This is a genomic window from Qipengyuania pacifica, assembly GCF_019857205.1.
GTDB lineage: Bacteria > Pseudomonadota > Alphaproteobacteria > Sphingomonadales > Sphingomonadaceae > Qipengyuania > Qipengyuania pacifica.
Genome location: NZ_JAHWXO010000022.1, coordinates 1 through 10,801 on the forward strand (window position 1 = coordinate 1; position 10,801 = coordinate 10,801).

Genomic DNA, 10,801 nt, shown 5'->3' on the forward strand with positions numbered 1-10,801 from the left:
GGCGCAATCCTGATCGTGATGGGCTTTTGGCGCAGGACCGAGAGCTTCATGCGTCACGCCTTCGCCGCCAACACTCTTCTCATGACCGCGGGCTTCATGCTCGTCGGCTACCAACTCGTCGGCTTCGCCGTAGCCTGATCACATTTTTCCAGGAGCAATAGACATGTTCAATTCACAGCGCCCGTCCACCAGCGACCTTCCCACCAACCGCCAGCTTGTCAAGGCGACCGCGTTCGCCTTGGTGACCGCGACCGTCCTCCTGGTCACCGTGGTTCTACCCGCGGAATACGCGATCGATCCGACCGGAGCGGGCCGTCTTCTTGGATATTCCGAGATGGGCGAGATCAAACAGCAACTTGCTGCGGAAGCAGCTGCCGACGAGCAGAACACAGCCATCGAGGAGGTTCGTACGCTCGCCGGTAACAGCGGCAGCGGCTCCGAAGCGGCAACGCGCCGCGATGTCACCGAATTGACGCTCGCGCCTGGTGAGGGTGCGGAAGTCAAGGCGGTCATGGCCGATGGGGCCAGTCTTCAATACGAATGGTCGGTGCAAGGTGGCCACGTCAATTTCGATACGCATGCCGATGCCCCGGGCATTTCTTACCACGGATACGACAAAGGCCGCGAATCCACGGGTGAGTCCGGCACACTCGTCGCCGCCTTCGATGGGAGCCATGGCTGGTTCTGGCGCAATCGTTCTGGCGCAACCGTCACCGTGACCCTCAAGACCGACGGCAGCTACTCCGATATCAAGCGCGTGGTCTAGATCACGCTCTGGCTGAAGGAAGACATCGCCATGCTCTCCGTTCTGACTAATCGCACTTATCGTCACCTGTTTCTTGCGCAGGTCATCGCGCTTGTCGGAACGGGGCTGGCCACGGTCGCTCTGGGCTTGCTGGTCTACGATCTCGCCGGTGCCGACGCCGGCGCGGTCTTGGGAACGGCCCTGGCCATCAAGATGGTCGCTTATGTCGGCATCGCCCCCCTCGCGGGCGCTTATGCCGACAAATTACCACGCAAACGTCTGCTTGTAGGAATGGACATTGTCCGTGCCGGCGTGGCGCTCCTGCTCCCCTTCGTCGATGCGGTCTGGCAGATCTATCTGCTCATTTTCCTGCTACAATCGGCATCGGCCGTGTTCACGCCTACCTTCCAGGCCACCATACCCGACATCCTGACCGACGAAGAGAAATACACCAAGGCTCTGTCCCTGTCCCGACTGGCCTACGATCTCGAAAGCCTCATCAGCCCGGTCCTGGCTGCCGCGCTACTTGTTATCATAAATTTCCATTGGCTATTCGCGGGAACGGCTATCGGTTTTGTAGTCTCTGCGTTGCTCGTCATGAGTGCGGCTCTGCCGTACAGAAAATCGACCGCAAAGCGTGTCGAGGGCGTCTGGCGTAAAACCACGCGCGGTATGCGGGTGTATCTCAAGACCCCGAGGCTTGTCGGCTTGCTGGCGGTCACCCTGGCAGCGGCAGCCGGCAGCGCCATGGTCATCGTCAACACGGTCGTGATCGTGAAGAACATGGGAGGGACGGAGGGCGACGTCGCGCTGGCTCTGGCGGCTTACGGAGCGGGCTCGATGCTGGCTGCGCTCGCCCTCCCGCGCATCCTGGCACGAATTAACGATCGCACGATCATGATCGCTGGTGGCGGCCTCTTGCTGGTCACGCTGGCCTGGCCGCTACGGGTGTTGGACTTGCCCTTTGGCTTTGGCCCAGCAACGATCCCTCGATGCTGTTGCATTCGCATCCCGACCTGCCGTCCGATCATCCGCATTTGGAAGAGCACGGAGGCAGCAGTCACCAGCATCATTTTGTCATCGACGATCTGCACACTGGGTGGCCGGGCAAGGTGTGAAGCAAGAAAGGCGGTCCGTCCCAATTGGGACGGACCGCCCGCCGAGCGACCTCGACCTGTCAGGAGGGGTCAGGCAGCCTGCTCGGCAATCTCGTCGGTCACCTCGCCGCTGACCGTTTCACCGGCTTCGTCATCAATCGACACAGCTTCCTCCAGATCGGCAGGGACCTCACCTATAGTGAACCGCATGATCGAAGGCACCCAGGCCTGTGCCCGTTCCTTGACATCGGCCTCGCCGATGAAGTTGCCGGAGAAGATGCGCTCGGCAGCGCTCGCCAGTTCGGCTTTCTTCGATGCAGCATAGCGACTGACCAGCTCCGGACCACCGGCAGCATCGAGCGCCTCGAGCGTGCGGCCCTTGGCCACGCGGTCGAAGTAGTTCGCCACCGTGGGCCGCCATGCCCCGCTCAGGAAGGGCAAAGTTGCCTCTTGTCTCGTCTAATCATGCACACTACAGCCACGTTCGCACGCAGAAGATCATCCACTCACCGAACTGGTGCATATGGAAATGCTGCGGTCTCTCCAAAGGTCCGAAGACGGCAGTCTTCAAGTTCAGTGAAATCGGGAACTGAGAGGACCACTGGCGGTTTTCATGAAGTGGTGGTGGCATCACGCTCGACCCGCGAAGCCGAGTTCGGTAACGTCCTCGCTATGTTGACCTTTTCCGCCCTTCGCGATCGCGAAATTCTGGCACCGGTACTTGGAACGGTTCTTGATGCCGTGGTGGCGATGGATCGTGGCGGCGTAATCGTTGGCTGGAACGATCAGGCCGCGGCGACTTTCGGATGGAGCGCGAGCGAAGCGGAGGGCCGGAAGCTCGAAGATCTGATCGTGCCAGTGCGGCATCGCGATGCCCATCGCACCGGCCTGGCACGAATGTTGGCCGGAGGAGAGCCACGGGTTCTCAACCGACGTATCGAGATCAGCGCATTGCGCAAGGATGGCGACGAAATTCCGGTCGAGCTTGCCATCACGCGCGCGGATGGTTGCGACGGGGAAGTATTCGTCGGCTTCCTGCGCGATATTTCAAAGCGCAAAAGCGATGAGGTTAGGCTCAAGCGGCAGGCCACCGAGACAAGGGTCCTGTTTGAAATCGCAAGCCTCGCATCGGAAGCGGACTCGTTCGAGGCAGCCCTTGAGGCTGCTCTCAAGGGGATCTGCGAACTGAGTGGTTGGCCGGTTGGTCATGCATTCGTGGTTCCCGACCCTGGCACACAGTTGGTGTCGTCCGACATCTGGATTGAACGCAACCCGGGCGAAGCGGACGATCTGAAGCAGGCGACGAACTGCGGCGGCTTCGTCATGGGCCGGGGGCTGCCAGGTACAGTTCTCATGACCGCCGAACCGGTCTGGGTGGCCGACACTGATCGCTCCGGCAACTTCCCTCGAAAAGGGCTCGGCTTCAGAAGCGCATTCGGCTTTCCCCTGAAGGCGCAAGGCAGCGTCATCGCCGTGCTCGAGTTCTTTTGCGAGGATCCCCAACAACCCGATCCGGACCTGCTTTTGACGGTCAGGACGCTTGGAGAACAGGCGGGCCGGGTCTTCGAGCGCAAGCGGACCGAGGATCGGCAGAAACTGCTGCTTGGCGAACTCAACCATCGCGTGAAAAATACAATGGCGATCGTGAAGGCCGTTATTGCGCAAACCTTCAGGAGCGCGCGCTCTTCCGAAGAGACGGAAACGATCATCAACAGCCGGCTCGACGCGATCGCCCGCGCGCACGAATTGCTCACCGCGGAGCGGTGGACCAAGGCGTCGATGACGGACATTATTCATGCGGCGCTGGAAAGCTGCGGGGCCTCGCCGGATCGTGTCAGGATTGATGGCCGCGACTTCAATGTTCGTGCCGAGACGGCCGTCACGATATCGCTGGCAATCCACGAACTCTGCACGAACGCGTTCAAATACGGAGCTCTGTCTAGCGAAGGCGGGTCCGTGCAGATCGGCTGGACGCTGACCGACGAGTCCCCTCCCAAATTCGCGTTCGAGTGGGTTGAACGGGGCGGCCCCACCGTCATGGCTCCCAAGGCAAGCGGTTTCGGGTCGCGGCTCCTGCGCAGCGGTCTCGGGGGCCTCGGCGGGACCGTGGACCTGGCATACGAGCCGCAGGGCTTCCGGATGAATTTCGTGGCCCCGCTGCCGGCAGTTCCGTCGATCGCTGGAGACGAAGTAGCGAAAGACTAAGCTGGCAGCGCGGGAACCTGATATAGGCGGCGCTGTCATCGGACGGTTTCAGGCCTGTCGAGATTCCTTGGAGCCAAATTAAACGTTTGCCGTTTCGGTCAGGATATGGACGAATTACACGACAATGACGGCGCTCTGCCTGATACCGAGCCTTCGGTCATTCTGGTAGTCGAGGACGAAGTGCTGATCCGCTTCGTGGTCGCCGACTATTTACGGGAATGTGGTTTCCAGATCTTGGAGGCAGGTAACGCCGACGAGGCGGTGGAACTCCTGCGAACGGCGGACCTTGGCATCGATCTCGTTTTCAGTGATGTTCATATGCCTGGAACGCGCGACGGATTTGATCTGGCCCGCTGGGTACAAGAGCACCGCCCGGAAATTCCCGTCATTCTAACCTCCGGACTGGCGCGGACTGCGGAGCTGAGTGAAGACCTTTGCGCCCTAGGTCCGATAGAGCCGAAGCCATATAATGCGAGGGCGCTGTCGGAACGGATTCACCGGTTGCTGCAAGCACGAGCCGGACGCACTGGCTTGGCGGCTGTGCAACCGAATTCCGTGCGTTTATCCAATCCGCGAGAAGCATAGATGTGGGCATCCGCCTGAACAGGAAAACAGCGCGGCTCGCCAACGATCTACCGCGAGCGTTCGACCAGTCCGACGGCGACTTCTTCGACGGAATCTACCCGGCTCGATCCCGAAACCTCACTTGCAATCGCTTTCGATGGAATATCCTGCAAGAATCTCGCAGGTGAAGTTCAAAAGCCGAACCCAATCCTTAGCCCCAATCGTGCGTCCGGAGCGTCGCGTGATACACCTGCGCGCGCGTCCAGACCGAGCCGCACGCTCGAGGAGAGATTCGACTCTACGCCCAGGCCTACCGATTGCTGGTTTGCGATAGCGGCGCTCGCCGATTCCTCATAGGCGTAGCTGAGCGTCACCGAGCTCGCATCGCTCACCAGCACCTGTGTTCCAACACTACCGGTGAGCGTGTTGCGGACATCGAAGCCTTCGGGTTCGCCGATCACGGTGTAGCTGGCGGATGCGAAGGGGATGGCGCGCCCGAACTGGCGCGACACCTGTCCGGTCACGCCATAGTCGAATTCTCCCGTGCCCAACGCCTTTTCGCGCGATGCGATTGGCACTTTGACGTTACCGGCGATGAATGCGTTCACGCTTCCGATCGGCGCCGAATATCCCGCCTGGACCACGACATCGCCTATCCCGTCGCGGGTCACCTCGCGGCGCTCGGTCGTCGGGCGCGCGAGGAGCGGCAGGCCGAGAACGCCGCCATTGCCGACGATCAGATCCTCGGGCGTCGTCGTGGAAACGTAGGGCACCGACGCGGTCAGCGAAAATCGCCCGGAGCGGACGGCCAGACCCGCGCTGGCAGCGTAAGTCTCGTAATCCTGATCGTCGATTTCGCCCGAGATATAATCCGCCCCAGCGAGGAGCGAGACAGAGGTATCAGAACCGTTGTCCTGTTGAGGGGTGCGATCCGCCTCCTGAGCCATCACTGGCGCTTCGGTGACGAGCAGCAGGGCGGTTAGTGTCGCGATCCGCATGAGAGAATCCTTGTGTCTGGCTTACCGTCAGAGAAGGCAGGCCGAGGCGTCGAAATGGAGCGGGTAAAGGCCGGGCCGCCCCTTCGAGCGGCCCGGCCCCTTTTGGTCAGTCAGACAAACGGCTTATTCGCCCGTCGCGGCGCCCGAGGCCGAGCCTTCCGCTGCGATCAGGACCGAACCGCTGCCCGAGAGGTTGCCCGAGGGGATGGTCGCCAGGCCGTCCTTGGTCTGGACGACCAGCTGGCGGACCTCGCCGGCGCGCGTCGCCACGATATCGCGGACCGTCCCGAGCTGCTCGCCCGAGGGAAGCTCAACCGGCATTCCCGGAGCGACGGCAAAGGCACCCTGGCCCTCGGCCGCGCCGCTGCCTGCAAGGGCGAGCATCCCGCCGCCGATCATGCCGCTACCATTCGCGGTCCCGTTGGCCGCGCCATTGGCCGCACCGGAGACGTTACCAATCTGGCCTGCGGTCCCGGAAAGACGGTCACGCGCGGCGCCGACGGCCGGGGTGGCGACATTGCGAACGGTGGAGGTGGCCCCACGAACCGCGCCGCTCACGGCATCGGTCCCGATCAGCTGCGCATTCGCGCTGCCCGATCCCGAGGCACTTGCCGAACCTGCGCCATTGGCCGAGGCGTTGCCCGCCTGGCTGCCCAGCACCTGGCTGGTCGCGCCATCGAGGCTGGTATCGACACTGCGATCGACGGCGACACTGCCGCTGCTGCGGTCGACCGACTGATTGCCGCGGGTCGAGGCTTCGCCGCGCAGAGTGCCGCGCGTGCTCGAACGCAGCGTCTCGGTCGAACCGCGCAGCGTCGAATTGACCGAACCGCCGAGCGTGCCGGTGACGGACTGACCGACTCCACCCAGAAGCTGGGCGTGGGCAGGCGCGGTGAACATTGCGAAAGCCGATGCGGCAAGCAGGAGAGTCTTCATGATGATTTCCTTTCGTCTGCGGATGCGAAAGAGGGGGGATGCATCCAATTGAAAGGAAAACGGGTGGGCCGACGCGCTTAATCCATCGCCGCCAAAAATTTTTCTCAGCGCCCCCGCTCAGTGCCCCGTACAGGTCGCGCAGACGAGGCCGCGACCGAAGATATCGTCCGGTCCCTTACGCCCCAAATCGATCGCCTCACGGTCGAGCGCGCTCCGCCAATCGCTGCCCTGCCCCATCGCTCTCGCCACCCGCGCCGCGACGAGCGGCGTGGCGAAGGAGGTTCCGCGCAGCTTGATCCGACTGCCCTTCGCATTGCGACCGTAGATATCCGCGCCCGGCGCCGCATAGTCGAGATTGAGCGCCCGTCCCGCCTCGATCAGGGCGCGGCGTTTGCCATCGACGGCGGTGACCGCGACGACGCCGGAATAGGACGCGGGGTAGGCGGGTGGAGCGGCGGGACCGTCATTGCCGACCGCCGCCACCACGACCACGCCCCGGCTCTGCGCCGCGCGGACCGCCCGTTCAAGGAGGGCGTTGCGCGGCCCGACCAGGCTGATCGTGACCACCTTGCTGCCCCGCTCCACCAGCCAGCCGAGGCCTTTCGCCATGGCGAGCGCATTGCCGCCTGCCTTGTCGGTTCCGTAGACGTCGGCCACGCGGACCGTGCCCGCGCCAGCGTGCTGAAGCAGCGAGGCGACCGAACTGCCGTGATGGCTCGGATAGGGCGCCCCCTTGGCGAAGCCGCGCGTTTCCGCGACCGCGATCGAAGGCCCGGTGGCGCCGTCGATCATCCCGACCGGCGCGGACCGTCCCGTCGAGGCCGAGGACGCGGCGGATGCGAGCGCGCTGTCGGCGACACCGGCCTGGAAATGGAGATTGTCCGCCACGATCTCGGCATCGGGCAGGAGGAGCGCCAGCGCGCCCTGCGCCTCAGCGAGCGACAGACCGGCAGGGACGCTTACGCGCACCAGCGACAGGCCGAGCCCTTCCACCTCTTCGCGCGAAAGCACGGTGAATCCCGCCTGCAGCGCGGGGTCCAGAGCGTTGGCGGGTACATCCATGACAAGCAGTTCGCCCCGCCGAGCGGGAGCGCCGAGGGCGTCCGGTTCGATAATGTCGGGATTGGCCCGCACCAACCGCTCAACCGTGCGCAGGCGATCGCGAGCCAGTTTCTCGACGGTCCGCTGCAACTCGGCACGCGCCTCGCCCAGCGCGCCCAGACTATCTCCGAGCGCAGGGCCGACCGGGGGCAGAGGCAGGCGCGGCAAGGCGATCTGCGCGGCGAGGGGCGCTGCGAGCAAGACCAGGCTGGCACACAGAAGGGAAAAAATTCGCATCGATGCCTCGTCCATCGGAGAAAACGCATTAAGCATGGATGAAACGAGCGCGCTCGTCCGTTTAATCCTGCGGAAGGCAGAGACACTGAACCCCTCGTTCGAGAAAGACTTGCTGGCCCTGTTGCCCCGGTTGCGTCGCTTCGCGATCGGGCTGTCCGGCAATCCGTCCGATGGTGACGATCTCTGTCAGATGACAATCGAACGCGCGCTCGCCAACCGCTCTCGCTGGGAGGTCGGCACGCGGCTCGATAGCTGGATGTATCGGATCATGCGCAATATCTGGATCGACGAGGGCCGCAAGAAGACCCGCAGCCTGCAGACCTTTGTCAGCGAGGAGGCGGGCATCGCCATAGGCAGCGAAGGCGCGCAGGAAGCCGCGGTCGAACTCGGCAATGTCGATCGCGCCATGCAGTCGCTGCCCCCCGATCAGCGCGAAGCCGTGCTGCTCGTGATGGTCGAAGGCTATGCCTACAAGGAAGCCGCCGAAATCGTGGGGTGCCCGGTCGGCACGCTCAATTCGCGGCTGGTGAGGGGGCGCGATGCCTTGATGGCCGAGTTGGGAGAAGCATCGTGACGATTACCCGTGAAGACATCGCCGCCTTTGCCGATGGCGAACTTTCAGGCGAGCGCGAGACAGAGGTCGCCGCGGCGGTGACAGGCGATGCCGAGCTGGCGCAGCAGGTGCAACGGCACAGGGCACTGAAGGCGATGCTGGCGGAGCATTATGCACCCGTGCTCGGACAGTGCGCTCCCGAACGGCTTACCTCCTTGCTCGCACAGCCACAACCAGCCGAAATCGTCGACTTCGCTGCAGCCCGCGAGCGGCGCGAGAGTCGGCGGCGCCTGCCGCATTGGGGCTGGATCGCCGCGCCGGCGCTGGCAGCTTCGCTGGTGCTCGCTGTGTTCCTGCCGAGACAGGGCGGCGAAGCCTCCCCTTATGTCGATACGCAACTTGCTGCTGTGCTCGACGACCGGCTCGTGGCCGTCCAGTCGCCAAGAGAAGAGACGCGCGTAATATTGTCGTTCCGCAGCGAGGAAGGGCGCTATTGCCGCGCCTTTAGCGGCCGTGCGGGGAGCGGGATTGCCTGCCGCGACGAGACCGGCTGGAAACTCGAGGCGCTGGGCAAAGGTAGCCACGGCGACCCGACCGACTATCGTATGGCGGGAGCGGGAGATGCGGAAATTTTGGCGCTCGCGCAGGAAATGGCGGCGGGGCCTGCACTCGATGAGGAAGCGGAGAAGGCGGCTCGCGCACGGGACTGGCGCTAGATTCCTCCCTTTCAGCGGATATCTTTCAGATAATTCTTGCTGGTTTCGGTCGCTTAGGATCGAGCGCATTCACGCGAGGTCGGCAAAGTGATTCTGTGTATTTTCGCTAGCGAGAGTTTTTGGAGTCTCAGCCATCGCCACCGTAGCTCGCGGCGGGCTGACCATGAACGATAATCGAACCGAGCGCCGGGAAGCTGTCGGGATCTCGCAAGAGACGCAGGCGCGACAAGAAAGGTATCCGGGATTGGGTAATCAGCCACGCGGGCCGAACAGGATAATGGCAGCGCCGACGAGCACGACCGTGCCGCCGATGAAGTCCCACCGGTCGGGCGTGGTTCCTTCGACGATCCACAGCCACAGCAGCGAGGCGGCAACATAGACCCCGCCATAAGCAGCAAAAACGCGACCTGCGGCGTCGGTCGGAACGAGAGTCAGCAGCCATGCGAACAGGGCCAGCGACACCATCCCGGGCAGCAGCCACAAGGGGCTCTTCTCGAGCCGCCACCATGCCCAGAATGCGAAGCAGCCGGCGATTTCGAACAGCGCCGCGAGCGGATAGACGAGGAACAGTTTCATGCGAGACTCAATCGCAGGGCGAGCGCTGCCAGGGTCACCAGCAGGATCGGCGTGGTCAGCGTAATCCCGACGCGGAAGTAATAACCCCAGCCGATCTTCACGCCCTTCTGTCCCAGCACGTGCAGCCACAGCAGGGTCGCGAGCGATCCGATCGGGGTGATCTTGGGTCCGAGATCGCAGCCGATGACATTGGCGTAGATCATGGCATCGCGAACCGGACCGGTGGCACTGGTCGCATCGATCGACAACGCGCCGACGAGGACGGTGGGCATGTTGTTCATGCCCGAGGATAACACGGCTGACAAAATGCCCGTTCCGAAGGCCGCGCCCCATATCCCGCCCTCGGCCGAGCGCTCCAACAGTCCGGCAATCGCGGTGGCAAGCCCCGCGTTGCTCATCCCGTAGACGACCAGATACATGCCGAGCGAGAAGATTACGACCTGCCAGGGCGCTTCGCGAATTACCTGTCCCGTTGGAATGACGTGGCCGCGCGCAGCTATCGCGATAAGCGCCAGCGCGCCGACAGCAGCGACCGCGCTGATCGGCACGCCGAGCGGATCGAGGACGAAGAATCCGATCAGCAGCAGGGCCAGCACCACCCAGCCCGCACGGAAGGTCGCGCGGTCATGGATCGCTTCTACCGGAGCGCGTAGCTGTGCGACATCGTAGCTGGCGGGAATGTCCTTGCGGAAGAACAGCAGCAGCGCTGCCAGCGTGGCGGCAACTGCCGCTAAATCGACCGGCACCATGACCAGCGCATACTCGCCGAATCTGATGTCGAAGAAATCGGCCGACACGATGTTGACAAGGTTGGAGACGACCAACGGCAGGCTGGCGGTGTCGGCGATGAACCCGGCCGCCATGACGAAGGCCAGCGTCGCTTTGGCGTTGTATCCCAGCGCCCGAAGCATCGCGATCACGATCGGTGTGAGGATCAGCGCGGCGCCATCGTTGGCGAAGATCGCTGCGACGCCTGCGCCTAGCAACACCACGAGCACGAATAGCCAGCGACCGTCGCCGCGCCCCCACCGCGCCACGTGGAGTGTAGATATCAGCGCTGATTGGCTATGCGT

10 protein-coding genes and 2 pseudogenes are annotated in these 10,801 nt (G+C 63.3%); 6 read left to right on the forward strand and 6 right to left on the reverse strand.

Features of this window, described 5'->3' with window-relative positions:
* Nucleotides 1-163: 163 nt before the first annotated feature.
* Together KYK83_RS16640 and KYK83_RS16645 are read left to right on the forward strand one after the other, a co-directional pair.
* Nucleotides 164-766, forward strand: coding sequence for a transmembrane anchor protein (locus tag KYK83_RS16640; RefSeq protein WP_222829059.1), 603 nt, complete (start codon nucleotides 164-166; stop codon nucleotides 764-766).
* 30 nt (nucleotides 767-796) lie between these two features.
* Nucleotides 797-1,627, forward strand: a pseudogene (locus tag KYK83_RS16645) (MFS transporter); the annotation flags it as partial.
* 305 nt (nucleotides 1,628-1,932) lie between these two features.
* Here the strand turns inward: KYK83_RS16645 and KYK83_RS17485 are convergent.
* Nucleotides 1,933-2,262 (reverse strand): annotated as a pseudogene (locus KYK83_RS17485) (chromosome partitioning protein ParB); the annotation flags it as partial.
* 156 nt (nucleotides 2,263-2,418) lie between these two features.
* Here KYK83_RS17485 and KYK83_RS16650 point away from each other — a divergent pair.
* Together KYK83_RS16650 and KYK83_RS16655 are read left to right on the forward strand one after the other, a co-directional pair.
* On the forward strand, nucleotides 2,419-4,047 hold the full coding sequence (locus tag KYK83_RS16650) for a sensor histidine kinase (RefSeq protein ID WP_196847441.1): 1,629 nt from the start codon (nucleotides 2,419-2,421) through the stop codon (nucleotides 4,045-4,047).
* 105 nt (nucleotides 4,048-4,152) lie between these two features.
* Nucleotides 4,153-4,632 carry a response regulator gene (locus KYK83_RS16655; protein WP_222829060.1) on the forward strand — a complete coding sequence of 160 codons (480 nt, stop codon included), beginning with the start codon at nucleotides 4,153-4,155 and terminating at the stop codon, nucleotides 4,630-4,632.
* 170 nt (nucleotides 4,633-4,802) lie between these two features.
* Here the strand turns inward: KYK83_RS16655 and KYK83_RS16660 are convergent, their stop codons facing one another.
* The 3 genes from KYK83_RS16660 to KYK83_RS16670 all read right to left on the reverse strand — a co-directional run bounded on the left by KYK83_RS16660 (nucleotide 4,803) and on the right by KYK83_RS16670 (nucleotide 7,883).
* Entirely contained in the window at nucleotides 4,803-5,609 is an 807-nt protein-coding gene (locus tag KYK83_RS16660) for a hypothetical protein (protein ID WP_222829061.1), read from the reverse strand.
* Between the two features lie 123 nt (nucleotides 5,610-5,732).
* On the reverse strand, nucleotides 5,733-6,545 hold the full coding sequence (locus tag KYK83_RS16665; RefSeq protein ID WP_196847439.1) for a hypothetical protein: 813 nt from the start codon (nucleotides 6,543-6,545) through the stop codon (nucleotides 5,733-5,735).
* Nucleotides 6,546-6,662: 117 nt separating this feature from the next.
* Entirely contained in the window at nucleotides 6,663-7,883 is a 1,221-nt protein-coding gene (locus tag KYK83_RS16670; RefSeq protein ID WP_222829062.1) for a S8 family serine peptidase, read from the reverse strand.
* Between the two features lie 34 nt (nucleotides 7,884-7,917).
* Here KYK83_RS16670 and KYK83_RS16675 point away from each other — a divergent pair, with 34 nt between their 5' ends.
* Both KYK83_RS16675 and KYK83_RS16680 read left to right on the forward strand, forming a co-directional pair.
* Nucleotides 7,918-8,457 (forward strand): RNA polymerase sigma factor, encoded by a 540-nt coding sequence (locus KYK83_RS16675; RefSeq protein WP_196847437.1) that lies wholly within the window; start codon nucleotides 7,918-7,920, stop codon nucleotides 8,455-8,457.
* A complete protein-coding gene (locus KYK83_RS16680) occupies nucleotides 8,454-9,152 on the forward strand; it encodes an anti-sigma factor family protein (protein ID WP_196847436.1) in 699 nt (232 codons plus the stop codon). Before KYK83_RS16675 ends, KYK83_RS16680 begins: the two co-directional genes overlap by 4 nt.
* Nucleotides 9,153-9,404: 252 nt before the next feature.
* On the opposite strand, the gene KYK83_RS16685 is transcribed toward KYK83_RS16680, so the two are convergent.
* Together KYK83_RS16685 and KYK83_RS16690 are read right to left on the reverse strand one after the other, a co-directional pair.
* A complete protein-coding gene (locus KYK83_RS16685; protein WP_196847435.1) occupies nucleotides 9,405-9,728 on the reverse strand; it encodes a YnfA family protein in 324 nt (107 codons plus the stop codon).
* On the reverse strand, nucleotides 9,725-10,801 hold a 1,077-nt coding region (locus tag KYK83_RS16690; RefSeq protein ID WP_222829063.1), incomplete at its 5' end, for an arsenic transporter. The genes KYK83_RS16685 and KYK83_RS16690, both read right to left, overlap by 4 nt.

Excerpts from the sequence above, each read along its gene's own strand:
- KYK83_RS16660 (WP_222829061.1), bottom strand. The coding sequence starts at position 5,609 with ATGCGGATCGCGACACTAACCGCCCTGCTGCTCGTCACCGAAGCGCCA.
- KYK83_RS16655 (WP_222829060.1), top strand. The coding sequence starts at position 4,153 with ATGGACGAATTACACGACAATGACGGCGCTCTGCCTGATACCGAGCCT.
- KYK83_RS16665 (WP_196847439.1), bottom strand. The coding sequence starts at position 6,545 with ATGAAGACTCTCCTGCTTGCCGCATCGGCTTTCGCAATGTTCACCGCG.
- KYK83_RS16685 (WP_196847435.1), bottom strand. The coding sequence starts at position 9,728 with ATGAAACTGTTCCTCGTCTATCCGCTCGCGGCGCTGTTCGAAATCGCC.
- KYK83_RS16670 (WP_222829062.1), bottom strand. The coding sequence starts at position 7,883 with ATGCGAATTTTTTCCCTTCTGTGTGCCAGCCTGGTCTTGCTCGCAGCG.
- KYK83_RS16640 (WP_222829059.1), top strand. The coding sequence starts at position 164 with ATGTTCAATTCACAGCGCCCGTCCACCAGCGACCTTCCCACCAACCGC.
- KYK83_RS16675 (WP_196847437.1), top strand. The coding sequence starts at position 7,918 with ATGGATGAAACGAGCGCGCTCGTCCGTTTAATCCTGCGGAAGGCAGAG.